We start from the raw sequence: 17,717 nt of genomic DNA on the forward strand, positions 1-17,717 counted from the left end.
TTATCGTTAAGCTGGCCGAAGTAGAAAAAGCATTTGGCGAGCAGTCTGTGCTTAAAGGGGTCACACTGGACATTCCTAAGGGTAAAATTACCACGATCATCGGTCCAAGCGGTGAGGGGAAAAGTGTGATGCTCAAACACATCATTGGATTGGTTCGTCCTGATCGAGGCAAGATCATCGTTGATGGAACAGACCTTACACGAATTAATGATCGGGAATTAAATGACATACGCAAAAAATTTGCTATGTTGTTCCAATCGGCCGCCTTATTTGATTCCATGAATGTATTTGATAACGTCGCGTTTCCCCTGCGGGAAAAACGAAGGGCTGCTGAACAGGATATATGTCGATTGGTTCAAGAAATGCTGGAAAGGGTGGAGTTGGGAAACATGGGTCATAAATTTCCAGCAGAATTGAGCGGAGGGATGAAGAAGCGTGCAGGTCTGGCGAGAGCTCTGGTGATGAGGCCTGAGATTATTTTATTTGATGAACCGACGACGGGCCTGGATCCACTGATGGCCCATGCAATCCACAAGCTCATTTTAGCTATGCAAAAAACATTTGGGTTCACGGGGATTATGGTGAGTCACCAAATTCCAGAGATCTTTCCTATTTCAGATTGGGTTGCTATGTTAAAGAATGGAAAGATCATTGCTATGAGCCCATCGGATGAATTCCAGCAGACTGCCGATCCCGTCGTTCGTGAGTTTATTTCAGTCAATAATGGTATTCATCTTGCTCCTGCCTGAATCGTTAATCTGGATAGTCGTTTAAGGAGTCATATCAAAATTTATGTCACGCTGAAATATGAGAATTATTCTTCCTGGCCCTTGCCTTAATGAAATATCACTTAACCTAACTGAATTATTATGATGGAACGTGGAAAACTTGAATTAATTGTCGGCATATTTGTGTTGGTGGGGGTCATCTGTCTTGGGTATTTGGCCATTAAACTTGGAAAACTTGAATTGGTTGGTGGTGATTATTACGAACTCCAGGCCGAATTCTCTTCTACATCCGGGTTAAAAAACGGAGCTTCTGTAGAAATTGCGGGAGTGGAAGTGGGCCGGGTAAAGAATATCGGTCTGAAACAAGATCGGGCTCAAGTGGTCCTTGCGATCCAGGACGGGATCACCGTGTTTGACGATGCGATTGCTTCAATAAAAACTCGGGGGATTATCGGAGAGAAATTCATGGAATTATCACCCGGGGGTGCTGGAGAACGCCTGGAAACTGGTGGGACCATTATAGATACTGAATCTGGAATTGATTTGGAGCAGGTGATTAGTCAATTTATCCACGGCAATGTTGAATGATTATTCGTTCAGTGAAATAGAGGTGGGGGAATATGCAAAGGGAATTGGTTCGGAGGCCTGAATCAACCATGAAGATGGGAGCAAATGCATCTCGAAGGTGTCAGTGTAGCAATTCTTTAAGAAATGTGGCGATTATTTTTTTTGGTTGGGTGGTAGTTTCTCTTGCATGCTTAACTGTTGCATGGGGAGGAGGAACTCCAACCGGAGCGGTCAAGGAGACCGTTGATCAGGTATTTGTGGTGCTGAGAGATCAAGCGTTGAAGGATCCTGGGAAAGAGATGGAGCGCCGGGCGAAGCTTGAAGAAATCATTGGGCGGCGATTTGACTATGCCGAAATGGCCAAGCGCACCCTGGCTGCTCAGTGGAAGGGATTAAGTCCAGAGCAGCAACAAGAATTTGTAACTTTATTTCAGCAGTTTTTGGCAAATTCCTACGTTGGTAATGTAGACGGGTATTCGGGGGAAGAGGTGGAATACCTAAAAGAACGCGAAAAGGGAGGATTTGCTGAAGTCCAGACCAAAGTGGTGTCTCCAAAAGTGCAGATACCCTTGGATTATCGTCTGTTGCAAAAAAATGGGGAGTGGCGGGTATATGACGTGGTAATTGATGGAGTGAGCTTGATGAAAAATTACCGCGGACAATTTTCTCGCATTATTAACTCCTCATCGTTTGAGGCCCTCCTCGAGAAACTTCGTTCAAAAGCCGACCTGGGGACTTCGTCCTAAGGAGTCGGCTTTGTGATATCGCTTCGTTTCTGGGGCCTGGCGTTATTTCGCCTGGCTGTGGGCGGCGCTATCCTTCCCTCATCAAACGCACTCGCCGAGAATTCGTTTTTTGTGGTCCCTGCGGTTTCTTCTTCAAAAAATGATGGGCAGGACTTCGGGCTGATTACGCCGATATTAAATTCAGATGCGGAAGGGAACCTCCGTTCTCTCGTTGCCCCAATGTTCATCCACAATTCCTTTTTAGGGGTTCGGGGAACCTTGAACTATTTTCATTATTGGTCTGGCGGGAGGCAAATGGAGGCGGTCGGTTCGTATACCGAGGAAATTGAACGAAAGCTGAAATTTCGCTTCCAGGACCCTGGGTTTATCGAAGGGTTGTTCTTCGTGGATATTGGTGCACAATTTTTTAAAAATGCGACCAAGCGGTTTTATGGCTTAGGGCAAATCACTCCTCAAGATAATGAAACAAACTATACCGGCCGTGAAATTCAAGTCCATTGGAACTTTGGAATTCATTTGAATGATGTGACGCGGTTGGCGGTTAACCAAAGGTTTCGAGATGTAGAAATTCAACCGGGAGGCGTTGATAGCGAATCATATGCTAAGGATCGGTTCCCAGGAGATCCGGGAATGAAAGGCGCGACGATTTTGGCTCACCGTCTTGTATTTCAGTATGATTCCAGGGATAACCTTAATACCCCCACAGCAGGGACTCGATTCGAAGCATTTGGAGAATTGGCCCAGAACTTTGATGCTGGAAAAAATGACGATATGTTGTACTTTCTGTCAGGGTTTGATATCAGACACCTGATTCCGAGTCCCTCTAAGCGATATATTTTTGTGGCAAGGGCGATGGTGCAATTAAGTTTTGGGAGCGATATTCCCTTTTACGAGCAAAGTTCTTTGGGTGGAGAAGATAACCTCAGGGGCTTTGGGAGGGATAGATTTATAGACAAGCATATGGTGGCGTTTAATGTTGAGGAGCGTATTCATCTATTTGGAATGAAAATGTTTAACGTCGGTATCGAATGTGAATTAGCGCCATTTGTTGATATGGGGCGGACCTATCCAAATTTCGAATTTCGCCAGTTCCATGACTGGGAGGTTACGCCGGGAGTGGGATTCCGAGCCATCGTTCGTCCCAATGTCATGGCCCGCGTCGATTGGGGGTATAGTAAGGAGGGTGGAGCCGTGTTTGCGGGGCTCAATTATCCTTTCTGATGATAATGGTTAATTCGCTATGCAGGGAAAATATGTGCTGACAATATCTGAAAATATGAATCAATATATGCGTCTAAGTTTATTCTCGCTAATGACGGGACTCCTCTTTCTCCCTTCTGGGACATTGTGGGGTGAGGAGGTAACCGATCAGCAATATCCCGAGAGCCTTGAAAAGGAGCTGGGGACCTTGATGAGGGAAGGAGCTGCAAATTCAACCGACCTGACTCGCTTGCTTCGGTTGGCCGGCTTGTATCTGGATCTGGGATATGGGGTGTACATTGATCGGGAGCAGAAGTTAGCAGCGTTCCAGGAGGGAGCCAGGGTTGCCCAAAAAGCCCTTGATCTTCGTGAGTCTTCTGCGGAGGCCCATTTTTTGTATGCTGCCAATCTTGGGAGTGCTGCGGAGTTGGAGGGTTTGGTCTCGGCGGCATTGACAATTCAGAAGTTGAAGAAACATGTGCATCGAGTGTTGGAACTTGATCCGGAAAATGTTCAGGCTCACCATATGTTAGGGCGAATGTATGAGGAATTGCCTTGGGTCTTAGGAGGCGATCAGGAGTTAGCTGGGGATCACTTGAAAATGGCGGTTTCTCTCGATAGCCTTTATGCACCGGCGGGGCTGGATCTTGCGAAGTGGTACCTGAAGCACGAGCAAACATTGGAGGCGGTGAGGGAGCTAACGCGGGTTGTTAACACGCCCCCTCTTAAAAAGAGGTGGATATGGGAACGGATTCATCGACCGGAAGCACAAGACTTACTGCAGCAGATTCTTAGTCAGGGGAATGTTGATCGTTCCAATGATCATTCCTAAAGTCAGGTATCTAAATGCTTGACAGGGTATAGCAGCTATGGGAAGATTTTGTTTATTCTTATCGGAATTGGGGTATTTTTAGTTTTTCCCTTACAACAGGCTATGTTTATCAAGAAAGGATGAGCAATGTCCTTGCTAAAGAGGATTGAAAGTCCAGCAGATTTAAAGAAACTTTCCCGTGAGCAATTCCCTGAACTCTGTCAGGAAATTCGGGAACTCATTATAGAAGTGATTTCCCATGTTGGTGGGCATTTAGCCTCCAATTTAGGCGTGGTTGAGTTGACCGTGGCTTTGCAATATTTATTGAATACTCCTGACGATAAAATCGTCTGGGATACCGGCAATCAGGCTTATACACATAAATTATTAACGGGTCGGCGTGAACAATTTCATACGGTCCGACAGTTCGGTGGAATAAGCGGATTTTGTAAAAGAGAAGAAAGTATTTATGACACGTTTAATGCCGGACATGCCGGGACCGGGGTGTCCGCTGCGGTGGGCTTTGTTGAGGCTCGTGAGCAATTAGGAAAGTCCAATAAGGTGGTTTGCGTCGTAGGGGACGGTGCCCTCACTGCCGGAATGACCTTGGAAGGGCTTCAGCATGCCGGAGATATGGGCCGAGACTGTGTCGTGATCCTGAATGATAATCAAATGTCGATTTCCAAAAATGTCGGAGCCATATCCGCCTACCTAAATCGGACCTTTACCGGGGAGTTCTATACCAGGCTTCGGGAAGAAACCTCTCAACTCCTGGAAACTATTCCGCAAATTGGGGAACCCGTGAAGCGAATGGCGATCCGGGCTGAAGAGCTGGCCAAAGGCTTCCTGCTGCCAGGCTTGCTTTTTGAAGAGTTAGGATTTCGATATGTGGGTCCCATTGATGGACATAATTTTGAGCATTTATTGCCGACCCTGGAGAATGTTCTAAAATTAAAAGGGCCAACTCTCCTGCATGTGATTACAAAAAAAGGATTAGGTTTTCAGCCGGCCATGAAGAATCCTGTTTGGTTTCATGCCTGCTCACCCTTTGATTCCAAAACTGGGCAACCGGTGAAAAAGCCCGGTCACCCCTCGTATAGTTCCATTGCAGCCAAAACACTGATTCGTCAAGCCAAAAAAGATAATCGAGTGGTGGTCATTACGGCTGCCATGTGCGAGGGAACGGGCATGGCTGAGTTTGAAAAGGAGTTTCCTTCCAGGTTAATTGATGTAGGGATTGCTGAACAACATGCTGTGACGTATGCGGCTGGTCTCGCCGCTGATAATATGCGGCCGGTTATTTGTATGTACTCTACATTTCTGCAACGGGCATATGATCAGGTTGTGCATGATGTGGCAACCCAAAATCTTCCGGTGACCTTTTGTATTGATCGGGGAGGTTTGGTGGCGGAAGACGGAACAACGCATCATGGGGCTTTTGATTTTGCGTTTCTGCGGCATGTTCCCAATATGGTGATTATGGCACCAAAAGATGAAAATGAACTTCAGCATATGGTCCAAACAGGACTGGTGCATGATGGGCCAGTGGCGGTTAGATATCCTCGCGGCAGTAGCCTGGGGGTGCCATTAGATTCTGAACCCACTCCTCTTTCAATTGGACAGGGTGAATTATTGTCTGATGGGCATGATGTGGCGATTATCGCCATTGGAGTGATGGTTTCGGAGGCTATGAAAGCAGCGGAGCGTTTAGAAGAAGAGGGTGTGTCGGTGTCTGTCATAAATGCACGGTTTGTGAAGCCTCTGGATAAAAATCTTATTCGGGATGTTGCCAAAAAAGTGAAGTGTTTAATTACGATTGAAGAAGGTTGCCGGATGGGGGGTTTTGGATCGGCTGTATTAGAGTTTTTATCAGAGGAAGAATGTTGGAGTATGCCGACCAAGGTGCTCGGGTTGCCAGATTGGTATATTGAACAGGGTCCTCAGGATTTGCTCCGGGAAAAGTATGGCCTCACGGCGGATGGTATTTATGATCAGGCCAAGGCGTTGCATGACCGGGTTTCCCTTCAAGCCGCAATACGTTAGATTATTTTCGTGTATATTTCTCGAAGAAAAACAAAGCAAATCCAGGTTGGATCGGTCAAAATTGGTGGCAATGCCCCCATATCGGTTCAGTCTATGACGATTCCTCATCCGAGGGATGTTGCTGGGACGGTAGAGCAAATTCAACAGCTAGAGAAAGCTGGGTGTGAATTAATCAGGGTGGCCGTGCCTGATATGGAGGCGGCTGATGCGCTTCCAAAAATAAAATCACAAACGACCTTACCCTTGATCGCGGATATTCATTTCGACCATCGTCTGGCATTAAAAGCCGCTAAAGTCGTGGATTGCGTCAGAATTAATCCAGGGAATATTGGGCCGTGGTGGAAAACCGAAGAGGTGATTCAGGCCGTCAATGACTATGGTATTCCACTCAGAATTGGAGTGAATGGGGGCTCGTTAGAGAAGCATCTTCTTGAGAAATACGGCTATCCCACAGCTGAAGCTCTTGCTGAATCGGCGCTGAATGCAGTCCATGCGTTGGAGGATGTTGGATTTACCAATATGAAGGTGTCCCTGAAGGCCTCTGACGTGCACATGGCAATGGACGCCTATTGGTTGTTTGCCCAACAGTCCAATTACCCTCTGCATATCGGCATTACTGAAGCAGGAACTGCAATGACTGGCGCTGTGAAGTCTGCTATAGGGTTAGGTTGGCTGCTTTCTCAGGGTATTGGCGATACCCTCCGTGTTTCGTTAGCAGCCGATCCTGTGGAGGAAGTCAAGGTGGGTTTTGAAATCTTGAAATCGCTGGAGCTTCGTCACCGAGGAGTCAATGTGATTGCTTGTCCGACATGTGGGCGAGTTGAAATTGATGTAGTGAAAATGGCGAACGAATTAGAGCATCGACTGGGGCATATTACCACCCCAATCACCGTGTCTGTCTTAGGTTGTGTGGTGAATGGAATCGGCGAAGGGAAAGAAGCTGATATTGGAATAGCCGGAGGACAAGGCGTAGGGATTCTCTTTAAAAAAGGGAAATTGTATAAACGTGTGCCATCTGAAGAGCTTCTTCACACTTTAATTGAAGAGGTGGAATTGATGGCCAAGGAGCAAGGTGGTCAAGAGCCGAGCATCAATATTCCTGAGACACCTGATGTCCTTTCCGGTAATCCCTCCTCTATGGAAGATCTTTCCTTAAAATCAATACGGTCTGTTTCAAGAGAACTTCCCGTGTTGCCTCGTCAGTAATGGTTCCAGCCCTTCAAAGACTAAAGAAAGAGAAAGCCAGATCTTCTCTTGTACAAGAGAAAATAGACTTCTTATAATGATCCCGTCATGGCGCCGTACCCAAGTGGCTAAGGGAGCAGTCTGCAAAACTGCGATTCAGCGGTTCGAACCCGCTCGGCGCCTCCATTTATTCGGGTTTTATCAGACGTAGGTGTTAGGTTTTTGCGGGGAAAAAGAAGTAGACGCTCTTGAAATTTGTCAATTACCTCCAGGAGTAAAATAACAATGTCGGTACCTGTGTCCCAAATGTACACCGTAGCTCATTATGCTCTCTCACAGCACTTGCGGGGTGTGAAGCGATACCCTCTTGTGATGATGTTGGAACCGCTCTTTCGGTGTAATCTGGAATGTGCAGGATGTGGGAAAATACAATACCCGGACCATATTTTGAATCGACGCCTGACGCCTGAGCAATGTTTGGCTGCGGCTGATGAATGTGGTGCGCCAATTGTGAGTATTCCTGGGGGAGAGCCCCTCATTCATCCTGAAATGCCCGCTATTGCCGAAGGGCTTGTGAGGCGGAAAAAGTATGTTTATCTCTGTACAAATGCCATTCTGCTTGAAAGAAAATTACAGGACTACACTCCCTCCAAATACCTTACCTTCAGCATCCATATGGATGGCCTCAAGGAAGAACATGACCATGCCGTTTGTCGAGATGGCGTCTATGACGTGGCTGTGAAAGCCATTAAAGCCGCTTTGGCTAAAGGTTTTCGCGTAACGACCAATACGACATTATTTAATGATGCGGCGCCTGCTCGTGTGAGAAGATTTTTTGATGAGATGATGGAGTTGGGTGTGGAAGGCATGATGATCTCTCCTGGGTATAGTTATGAAAAGGCGCCGGATCAGCATAGTTTTTTAAGCCGTGAACGAACGCATTCGTTATTTGCGCAATTGCTGGCTCAACGAAAACGCAGTTGGCAGTTCAATCAATCTCCCTTATTCCTTGAATTTCTGATGGGGAAGCGAGAGTATGAATGCACCCCTTGGGGGAATCCCACGTACAATATTTTTGGGTGGCAGCGCCCCTGTTATTTATTGCAGGATGGGTACGTATCCACTTTTCGAGAATTAATGGAAGAAACGGAGTGGGAGCGTTATGGATCGGGACGACATGAACAATGCCGCGATTGCATGGTGCATTGTGGATATGAAGCTTCGGCTGTGAAAGATACCTTCAGTTCATGGGGTGGGTTTTTCGGCACCGTCAGGGCAACCCTGTTTCCCAATGCTGTGTGATCTCCTATTTTTTGTTTTTTCTTTCCCTTCCTCAATTCCGATCATCTGGTAATAGTCTCGACGCCTTGCGGGAAGTAAAGGGCCATTATGGATTCAGATATGTCCTCAATTGGTTCTCCTCAATCCTGGGAAGGTCGGTGTCTGCAACCTTCGAATGAGAAAGAATTGCACGAAGCCATGAATCTCGTGTTTGATTATAGGGGCGATGTGACGATTCAACTCAAAAATGGGGAGCAGGTTGTGGGATTTGTATTTGATCGTCAGGAGGAGGCTCCTCAGCCGTATATACAGCTATTCCTGCCAGGGGATCAGCATCCGCGGATGGTTTTATACCAAGATGTGGCTGGAATCGAATTTTCAGGTCAAGATACGGCGTTTGGTCGATCGTGGGAGGACTGGGCGCAAAAGTGGAAGAAGTCTGAGTCCAGCTCTTAACAATACTATTCCCGCAAGCATTGTTTTCCCTTCATCGTTCTGAATCATCCAGATAATTCAAAACAGCTTTTGCATTTAATCCGATTCTAGGTGGGATGGGAAATTTTTTTCTCTCGACTCATTCACTGGTCTGTTTATTCTCCAAAAATACAGGCATGGAAAGGGTAAAGAGCCCGCAAGAACGTAGGAAATAATTGACGGTTGGCTTCTGACTGTGATAGAAGTCCTGAACTTTTTTGGGCCCAAGAGACCTATGTAGCCCAAGGGATTTTGAATAGGAAAAAACAATTGTTCCGGTCAGTCTGTTTATGGGCTTCAGAGGTAGACCATCATTCTTGGATTGAGGTCAGAATTTGTGGAAACGAGATGGAATGGCCTTGAGACGGTCGTTGTTTCCGTGAGGGAAGCTCTGGCAGATATTTTGGAGAACGGGGAGTCAGGATTGATGTTTTATAGAAGGTTGTCCTTCACTAAAAAGATAGGGATCGGAAGAAGTAATTTTTAGAAGGAGTGATTCTGGTCTTTAAGTCTAGAGGGGCAAAGTTTAGGTGAGGTAATGTGGAATTTGGCAAACCAAGATTCAGGTAAACGAGGGGGAACAATGAACGAGTTTCAATTTGTAAAAAGTCTTTTAGTTAGTGGTTTGGCTGTCATGGGCCTGTCGATGTCAGCATGTGGTGGTGGTGGTGAAGGTCCGCCGCAACCTCCTCCTCCTGCTCCTCCGGAATATGCAGATAAACATATGCCGTCGGGTTATTGGAATAATCCGGAGATCCTTGCAGAAGGGGAGGCGATTTTTACCGGTCAGCAGAATATTGATGTGAATTGCGCGAGTTGCCATGGTAAAGATGGAAAGCCTGTGAAGGCTGGTGCTCGCGATTTCCGGCGAACTGAGCAAATGGAGCTATATTCGGATGCGGTATGGTTTTGGCGAGTGTCTGAGGGGGTATCTGGTACAAAGATGAAAGCTTGGAAGAGCAAACTTTCAGAGGATGCCATTTGGAAGGTAATTGCGTATGAAGCCAGTTTTGGGCTCAAGGGCAAGGAATATGATGTTGCGAAAGGTCAATGGGTTCCTTCAGGAGGAGCTGGTGCCGCTCCTGCTGCCGCACCACCTGCGGATGGAGAGCCTGAAAAAGCGGCAGAGTAATCCAGGAATTGAATGAAAAAGAAGGAGGGCGGGGACCCTTGAAAACACTGAATCGCAGTCTATTGATATTTCTAGCGTTGGGCCTAAGTGGAGTGGCTACTGCCTTTGGGCAGGTTCCGGATGCTCCACTTGTAGATTTTCCCTATTCGGGGAATCGAACGGCCGTATGGGTTGTCGCCCAACTTCATATATTATTTGCGGCGTTTATTCTAGGCGCTCCGATATTTGCGGTTGTAGCTGAATGGCTTGGGTATAAGAATAACGATCCGAAGTATGACCGTCTGGCCAAGGAAGTCATTAAGGTTACAGTCATCCTGTATAGTATGACAGCCTTAACTGGAGGTTTGTTCATATTTGTCCTCCTGGGGACGTATCCTGACTTTTCGACATGGTTGATCAAGCATTTTTTCCTTGTCTTTGCGGTCATCTACCCTCTGCTGTTTATCCTTGAAACAATAATTTTGTATACCTATTTTTATTCATGGGATTCCATGAAGGGAGCGAAAAAAGGACGACATATCGCTCTTGGCATCCTATTGAATATAGTGGGAACGGTGACACTCTTTGTCATTGACGGACCGACCGCATTTATGAATACGCCGGCTAAAGCTGTGGAAGGCGTGTCATTGGTTGAGTTTATCCAGACCGCCAGCTTGTGGGACAAGATGGCTAACTTTAGCTGGATGCCCCTCAACCTCCATCGACTGGTAGGCAATGTGACGTTTGGTGGGTTTATTGCCGGACTTATTGCGGCTTATATGTTTATGGGATCAAAAACAGAAGAGGAGCGCGCATATTACGACTGGATGGGTTTTGTGGGAAACATGATCGGCGTTGGGGCGCTGTTGCTCCTTCCATTCATGGGTTACCTCCTGGCCTACGAGTTGTGTGATTACGACGCTTCCATTTGTCCATACATGATGGCTGACCAATTGTCGATGTTTTTTGAGATGCAGGGGGCAATGATCGGCCTGATCTTTCTGGCCAGTAATTATTACATTTGGTTAAGTCTTAAGCGAATACAGGGTGTAGAGCAGGTACGGATATCTGGATTCGTTGCAGTGGTGGTGGTGTTTATGCCGGCCATCATGGGATTTACCTGGAAAATGTTCCCTCCTCCTGAGTGGCAGTCTTTGATTGTCCTAGGAATTCTGGTCATTTTGCCTGTTGTGCTTGGGAAAGTTCCCGGTCTTAAGAATTTTACGGTGTCGGCATTCACCATGATTAAGGTTGGTTTTTTAATGATTGTGGTGGCAGATGCGATTTGGATGACACCTCATGGTTTTGTTCCGACCCAAGGCCTGGCCACTGAGGAATTGGAATTGCCGTCATGGGCGAGTGAGTTAGCGCTTATGCCAGCGAAAAATGCTGCAGCCTTTACACTCGTGTTCCTGACTGTGGTCAATTATCTGTTGTATAACCGGGCAATTAAGCGAGGAACAATCATCTGGGGAAAAATTGATTTCGCTTCACAGTTTGTCCTCATATTCCTCGCCTTTAGTGTGATTTGGACAATGGGCCTCATGGGCACGGTACGTTCATTGACGCGAAAGTATTACCATGTTTATAACCTCGTTCCTGATTTTACTCCTGAAGCGTTTACGCCGACCCTGGCATACTCGGCATGGTGGATAACAGGGGTGACTATTGTGTTTTACGCTGTTGTGAGTTTTGCCATTCTTGTCACGCTAAAAGCTGGAAGCTCGAAACCGGCCACATCATTGGCATCCTCGGTCCCGGCTGAAGCTAAATGAGAAGCTTGAAAAAAGAGGAAACAAATGGCTAACCAAAGTTTTGCCAAGAGTGTCATGAAAAAGACCACCTTGGGGGTCATTATTGGAGTGTTGTTGGTAGTTGGGGCCAAGTTTACCCATTTCCCACCAGTCTTTCAGGTCATGTTTTTTCTTTATGCAATGCTAGGGGCGTTGGTATTTATTCTTTTAGATGCTCCGGCAATGAAACGGTTGGAAGGAGTGAAGGCTGTTGGGGCTTTAGTGGTGTTTTACCTCCTGCTTTCTGGACTTTATATTGCCGGGGCGTCGATTCTGCCTCAGTTTGACCCTGAAGATGAAAAGGGGAAAATTGAAAAAGTCTTGAAACTTCGTCGCGCCCAAACGGAACAAGGCAAAGCGGATGAGTTGATTGCCAGGGCAAAGGAATTGGATGAACGGGCTAAAGCTATTTCCAAGCAACTGAGTTCTCTTGGAGCTGATACCAAAGTTGAGGTGGTGTCTACGCCAGGTCCGGCAGGTGGTGGAGCGGCCTCAGGCGACCTTGTGGCTCTTGGGAAAGATCAATGGGAACTTCAAGAGTGCTATAACTGCCATAAGCTGTATGGCCAGGGTGGGAAAAAGCGTGGGCCAGAGATGGATAATATCGGTAACCTCATGACCCCTGAACAGTTGAAGGAAAAAATTATAGATCCAAAAAGTTGGAAAGCAGAAGGATTCGATAAGGATTACGATAAAGGGAAAATGCCTGATAAGTATAAAGATCTGATGTTCCCCCAGGAAATTGATGCGCTTGTTGCCTTTCTTGCTTCGTTAAAAGACGAATCAGTTAAAACTCCGAAGCCAATAAAAATGAATTAATCAACATCTGAGGTTTTTCCTGGCTATGCAACCAAAATTGACAGCAAAAGCATTGTGTGCGAACAAGGAAGTCGGGAAGATTTCTAAGGTTATTGTTGATCCACTTTCCCACGAAATTAGTCATATTATCGTTCAGGAATTGAATGGCCACGGGGCGCAACGCCAGATTCCTATCGGCCAGGTTCAAGAGGTGGTGAGTGAGGAGGAAATTGTTCTTCGTTGTTCATCCGAAGAATTCGGTCAATTTCCAGTACTGGAGCGAGATCAGTACGTCACAATTAAGGAAGTGGAAATTGCGCATTTGGAGGATCATTTACATGTTGAACCTGGAGAAATCTTGGTTCCTTTGCCCCGTTTAGAGCAAGGGGTACCAAGGCGCACGTTTTTTACCAATATGACACATGCGATTGGAGCTTTAATTGCCTTGCCATTAGTGTTTCCTGTGTTGAAGTATCTCATGAAGCCAATGTTCAAACCCTACGATAATGCCTGGTTTTCGGTTGGCAATGTCAAAAAGGTGAATAAAGAGAATATTGGATTCCAATTCAAATTTACCCGTGGGTTTAAAGAAGCATTTATGCCGGAGCAACAGATTGAAAAAAATATTTGGGTAGTCAAGGCAACTCCGGCAGTTCAAAAAGCCGTATACCAGGGGAATGATATGAAGTTTTACGATAATAAAGGGGATGTTATTTGGGTAAACAAATCCAATTCTCCCTATATCGGCTACTCCGGGAAATGCCCTCATCTTGGTTGTGGGTATAAATGGAGAAAGACGAAAAACTTTCCGGACGGGGTGTTTTTATGCCCCTGCCATTTGAGTATTTATGATGAGGCTGGAAAAGTTATCGATGGCCCGGCACCGAGGCCGCTCGACGTTCTCCCTCTGCAAGTTGATGCGGGTGGAGAAGTGAAAATAATCGATGTGGAGTATAAAGCCGGGGTAAATAACCAAATTCGGCTTCTATAAAAGCCTAGGATGGAATGGTGAAAGGCGCATGAAGGAAGACAGTCAAATCGCAAGTCCACAAAATGCTTTTGAAAAGGTTGTGGAATTTGTTGATGAGCGAGTAGGCCTGAAAACAATTCAGGCCAAAATGCTGAATGAGCCAATTCCCGGTGGTTCTCGCTGGGCTTACGCTTTTGGCTCGGTGTTGTTATTTATCTTTATTCTTCAGGTCGTCACTGGGATCCTGCTGATGTTCTACTATGTCCCCAGTACGGATCATGCTTATGCGAGTACTCAGTACATCATTCACGAGGTGGACTACGGATGGTTTCTGTTGAGCTACCATTTTTGGGGATCCTCTGCAATGGTGGTTATGGTTTTCGCGCATATGTCTCAAGTATTTTTATGGGGTGCCTACAAAAAGCCGCGAGAACTGGTCTGGCTCGTCGGTTTGGCGTTATTTGGCATTGTGATGGGTTTTGGTTTTACAGGTTATCTTCTTCCGTGGGATCAACGCGCCTACTGGGCAACGGTGGTAGGTGTAGAAATTATGGATAAAACTCCACTTGTTGGTGATTTTATAGCTCGATTTCTTAAGGGTGGTCCTACGCCTGGGCAAATGACCTTGAGCCGGTTCTTTGTCATACATGTCATGGTCTTGCCTGCTGCGTTAGCGGGGCTGGCTGGCCTTCATATTTTCCTGTTTAGAAAGGCCGGGCCCGCAGGTCCGTTCAGAGGAACTCCTGAAGAGATTAAAGCAAAAACAGATTATTTCTTTCCTCGTCAAATCTGGAAAGATATTGTAGCTATGGCCACGGTGTTCTTAATCATTTGTTCTCTGGCCTTCATTGAACCAGTGGTGCTGCTGGAAAAGGCGACTCCTGATCCTGGAGATTACCATCCTGAGCCTGAGTGGTATTTCTTGTTCTTGTTTCAGTTGCTGCGTTTGAAAATTTTTGGCGGGGAGTTTGGTCAGTTCCTTGGAGCTATGGCCATACCAGGTGCCTTTATGGCGTTTTTAGCAGCGTTGCCTTTTTTGGATACCAATTCAGAGCGCAATATTTTTAAGCGCCCCATCGCTCTGGTTGGGTGGACTGTGATCATGGTCTTTATTTTGGTGTTTACGGTGTCCGCAATTATAAACCGACACTTTTTAGACTAATTTCTGGGAACATATGTCAAATACGAAGTTAGGACTTCTTGTTTTTTGGCCTACATTCTGGACCGGATTTCCAATAAAGATGGTTGTCGCCTTGTTGTTGCTGGCGGCACACATCCACCCTTGGGAGGGGAGCGGGCTTTTTTTATTGCTACTTGTTTCCATCCCGGTTGATATTTGGGCGCTTGGTCTGTGCGCGAGAACCGTTTTTATTGACCGGCTGAAGGTCGATCCGAGGCCTGGTATTGGCCTTCAACTTTGGATTCGATGGGCGGTCTTCAGTGCTTTGGCATTGCCGATCCTTCTTTTCGTGGTGTCCACGGTAGCGGAAACTGCTCAGTCAGTGGTTTCCAGTATTGTGGAATCTATTAAAGAGAATATTTTTGTCATTCCGGTTGCCGAGCAGATAAGTCTGGAGCTTGTTATGTGGGGGAGTGTGGCGTCGGTCGCGCTCATTCTCTGTCTTTTCGGGTGGCTGTTTGGACTAGGGTGGCTTGCTCAGCCATTTGTAAAGGATGCGAAGCCAGTGGTCGGTTCCGCAGTGGACCAGGCTAATTTTTGGGATAGTTTACGTATACCAGCGGATCAGCCCCTGCTCTTAACAGCATTTACCGGGTTAGGGGTGGTGTTGGTGTTTCTTTTCTGGGTTCTTCTGCCCCCAACAACCCCTCATCCCCATGAAGAATATGTCTATACGTTTGAAAAAAAGGAAAAGGAAATAGTTGAACCAAAAAAGATACTAATGGAAGCGGAGCAAGTTCTAGCCAATGCAGAGCTTGCCGTCTTAAAGCTTCAGGAAGAGAATCCATTGGATTCAGAATCAGCTGTAAAATCTAAGGACCTTCCAAAAGAAAGCAAACAGATTAATAAGATAGATACACAGGTTCCGGTTAAGGGAGAGGGAAAACCTTAGACTAAGTTTTGGAATTTCTGGAGTGTAGCCTTGAACAAAATAATGAACGATCGAAGGGGGGCCAGAATGAATACGGCCGGCCAATTAGGACATACAACCGTTTCGCAAGGAATGAATAGAATGCCTGGAATGCTTAAATTGGCAAGTTTTTTGGCCCTTCTCTTTCTTCCGGCTTTGGGTATGGCGGCTGGAGGTGCTGAGATTCAGGCAATGTCGGTGGAATATCGGGATGTTCCAGGAATCGGTAGCCGTAATCTGATATGGATTGTGGCCCAACAGCATTTGTTGCTGGCTGGTTTCGTTTTGGGTGTCCCAATTTTTGCCTGGATTTGTGAACTTGTTGGTTGGAAAACGAAAGAAGCTCGGTACGACAAGCTCGCCAAAGAATTTACAAAGCTTTTGACGTCAGCCTATGCCACCACGGCCCTTTTTGGAGGGATCCTTTTGTTCCTCCTGATCGGACTTTATCCAAAGTTGATGGCTTACCTGACCGATATGTTTTTTCCTTCTTTCTTAGTATATTGCCTGCTCTTCTTACTAGAAACCGCCACCCTCTATATGTATTGGTACGGGTGGGATTACATGCAGGGAAATAAAAAGACATTCCATCTTTTTTTAGGATTCCTCCTGAATCTTTTTGCTCTTGGAATCATGGCGGTTCCCAATTCATGGGCAACCTTTCAAGCGAGTCCTGTCGTGCTAGGGGAAGGAGATGCCTGGTCGAGAGCTTGGATGGCTATGCAAAATCCTACATGGATGCCGGTCAATATTCATCGCCTCATCGCCAATGTAGTGTTAGGTGGATTTATCGTGGGAGCTTATGCAGGCATCAGGTATCTTTTGGCGGTTTCCCGTGAAGAGCGTGAGCATTACGACTGGATGGGTTATGTCGGTAATTTTATTGGGGTGTTCGGTATGTTGCCCCTTCCCTTTGCCGGCTATTGGCTTATGCGTGAGGTGTACCAATACAACCAACAAATGGGGATTACCCTTATGGGTGGTTTCTTGGCATGGCTGTTTATTCTTCAAGCCATGCTGATTGGGGTGCTGTTCCTGGGGGCGAACTATTATTTTTGGATGGGAATTACCTATAGAATACCGGGGTCTGAAAACCAATACAAAAAACCGGTAATGGCGATGTTAATCGTCTTATTATTGTGTCTCGGAATATGGATGACTCCGCATTCTTTGGTCGCCAGTTTGGCTGAAGCCCAAAAGATGGGTGGGACTCACCATCCCTTGCTTGGTGTTTTCGGTGTGATGTCTGCCAAAATGACGGTATCGAATATCATGATCCTCGTCACGTTTATGAGTTTTATTATGTATTGGCGCGCGGGAAAACAGGAAACGGCAGGTTGGGCAAAAGCAGCTAAAGCCATTATGGGAGGATTGCTTGTCATTGCAGGAATCGCCGTTGTGGTTCTTGGGGTATGGGGGTATTTCGTCCCTGCCATCATTCGTATTAATTACTTTTCGGTCGCACAGGTATTAATTGTCCTGTTCATTATGATTACGTTCACTCCGCTAACCGCCATTTTAATGAAAAGTGCCAAAACTACAACCGAAATGGTGTGGGGTAAAATGCCTATTCGGGCAGGGTATAGTTTAGTTTTAAATGCGGTCATGGTGATTTTACTTATGTCATTAATGGGGTATGCCAGGTCATCATCCCGAGTACATTGGCACATTTATGGTGTTATGAGAGATACCTCGGAATATGCCTATTCCCCAGCATTAGGGTATGCAGCGGCATTTATGTCTCTTAACACTTTTGTGTTTTGTCTAATCGTCGCGTTTATCTTTTGGGTGGCAACACTAGGTGATAAAGCCAAGGCTCAGCCGCCAAGGGGATCTACCGTGGATATTCCTGGCCATTCGGCTCCAGCTATGGCTGGTGGTGCACCAAGGGCCGTGGAAAAGCTTGAATAGGAATGGAAT

General features: G+C 46.3%; 16 protein-coding genes and 1 tRNA gene. All 17 read left to right on the forward strand.

What is annotated here, in order from left to right:
• Positions 1-2 precede the first annotated feature (2 nt).
• The 17 genes from ACWHYD_RS01935 (at position 3) to ACWHYD_RS02015 (ending at position 17,708) form a co-directional block, all read left to right on the forward strand.
• The gene (locus ACWHYD_RS01935) at positions 3-749 is read left to right on the forward strand and encodes an ABC transporter ATP-binding protein (protein WP_447965805.1); all 747 of its coding nucleotides are present in this window, start codon (positions 3-5) and stop codon (positions 747-749) included.
• 123 nt (positions 750-872) lie between these two features.
• On the forward strand, positions 873-1,316 hold the full coding sequence (mlaD, locus tag ACWHYD_RS01940) for an outer membrane lipid asymmetry maintenance protein MlaD (protein WP_447965806.1): 444 nt from the start codon (positions 873-875) through the stop codon (positions 1,314-1,316).
• A gap of 125 nt (positions 1,317-1,441) precedes the next feature.
• Complete coding sequence (locus ACWHYD_RS01945; RefSeq protein WP_447964262.1) at positions 1,442-2,041, forward strand: MlaC/ttg2D family ABC transporter substrate-binding protein; 600 nt, start codon at positions 1,442-1,444, stop codon at positions 2,039-2,041.
• Between the two features lie 12 nt (positions 2,042-2,053).
• Entirely contained in the window at positions 2,054-3,262 is a 1,209-nt protein-coding gene (locus ACWHYD_RS01950) for a BamA/TamA family outer membrane protein (RefSeq protein ID WP_447964263.1), read from the forward strand.
• Between the two features lie 34 nt (positions 3,263-3,296).
• Positions 3,297-4,073: a TRAP transporter TatT component family protein gene (locus ACWHYD_RS01955; RefSeq protein WP_447964264.1), complete on the forward strand. Its 777-nt coding sequence runs from the start codon at positions 3,297-3,299 to the stop codon at positions 4,071-4,073.
• Between the two features lie 126 nt (positions 4,074-4,199).
• A complete protein-coding gene (gene dxs, locus ACWHYD_RS01960) occupies positions 4,200-6,095 on the forward strand; it encodes a 1-deoxy-D-xylulose-5-phosphate synthase (protein WP_447964265.1) in 1,896 nt (631 codons plus the stop codon).
• Positions 6,096-6,104: 9 nt separating this feature from the next.
• Positions 6,105-7,301 carry a flavodoxin-dependent (E)-4-hydroxy-3-methylbut-2-enyl-diphosphate synthase gene (gene ispG, locus ACWHYD_RS01965; protein ID WP_447964266.1) on the forward strand — a complete coding sequence of 399 codons (1,197 nt, stop codon included), beginning with the start codon at positions 6,105-6,107 and terminating at the stop codon, positions 7,299-7,301.
• A gap of 89 nt (positions 7,302-7,390) precedes the next feature.
• A tRNA-Cys gene (locus tag ACWHYD_RS01970) sits at positions 7,391-7,466 on the forward strand.
• 99 nt (positions 7,467-7,565) lie between these two features.
• Positions 7,566-8,582, forward strand: coding sequence for an adenosyl-hopene transferase HpnH (hpnH, locus tag ACWHYD_RS01975; RefSeq protein WP_447964267.1), 1,017 nt, complete (start codon positions 7,566-7,568; stop codon positions 8,580-8,582).
• A gap of 87 nt (positions 8,583-8,669) precedes the next feature.
• Positions 8,670-9,017: a hypothetical protein gene (locus tag ACWHYD_RS01980; protein WP_447964268.1), complete on the forward strand. Its 348-nt coding sequence runs from the start codon at positions 8,670-8,672 to the stop codon at positions 9,015-9,017.
• A gap of 601 nt (positions 9,018-9,618) precedes the next feature.
• Positions 9,619-10,167 (forward strand): c-type cytochrome, encoded by a 549-nt coding sequence (locus ACWHYD_RS01985; protein WP_447964269.1) that lies wholly within the window; start codon positions 9,619-9,621, stop codon positions 10,165-10,167.
• 38 nt (positions 10,168-10,205) lie between these two features.
• The gene (locus ACWHYD_RS01990; RefSeq protein ID WP_447964270.1) at positions 10,206-11,921 is read left to right on the forward strand and encodes a cytochrome ubiquinol oxidase subunit I; all 1,716 of its coding nucleotides are present in this window, start codon (positions 10,206-10,208) and stop codon (positions 11,919-11,921) included.
• 24 nt (positions 11,922-11,945) lie between these two features.
• On the forward strand, positions 11,946-12,758 hold the full coding sequence (locus ACWHYD_RS01995; RefSeq protein WP_447964271.1) for a c-type cytochrome: 813 nt from the start codon (positions 11,946-11,948) through the stop codon (positions 12,756-12,758).
• A 25-nt stretch (positions 12,759-12,783) separates the two neighbouring features.
• Entirely contained in the window at positions 12,784-13,728 is a 945-nt protein-coding gene (locus ACWHYD_RS02000) for a Rieske 2Fe-2S domain-containing protein (RefSeq protein WP_447964272.1), read from the forward strand.
• A gap of 28 nt (positions 13,729-13,756) precedes the next feature.
• A complete protein-coding gene (locus ACWHYD_RS02005) occupies positions 13,757-14,869 on the forward strand; it encodes a cytochrome b (RefSeq protein WP_447964273.1) in 1,113 nt (370 codons plus the stop codon).
• Between the two features lie 79 nt (positions 14,870-14,948).
• The gene (locus ACWHYD_RS02010) at positions 14,949-15,779 is read left to right on the forward strand and encodes a hypothetical protein (protein ID WP_447964274.1); all 831 of its coding nucleotides are present in this window, start codon (positions 14,949-14,951) and stop codon (positions 15,777-15,779) included.
• Positions 15,780-15,845: 66 nt separating this feature from the next.
• On the forward strand, positions 15,846-17,708 hold the full coding sequence (locus ACWHYD_RS02015) for a cytochrome ubiquinol oxidase subunit I (protein WP_447964275.1): 1,863 nt from the start codon (positions 15,846-15,848) through the stop codon (positions 17,706-17,708).
• The last annotated feature ends 9 nt before the right edge of the window (positions 17,709-17,717 follow it).

This window comes from Nitrospira sp. Ecomares 2.1 (assembly GCF_965152585.1).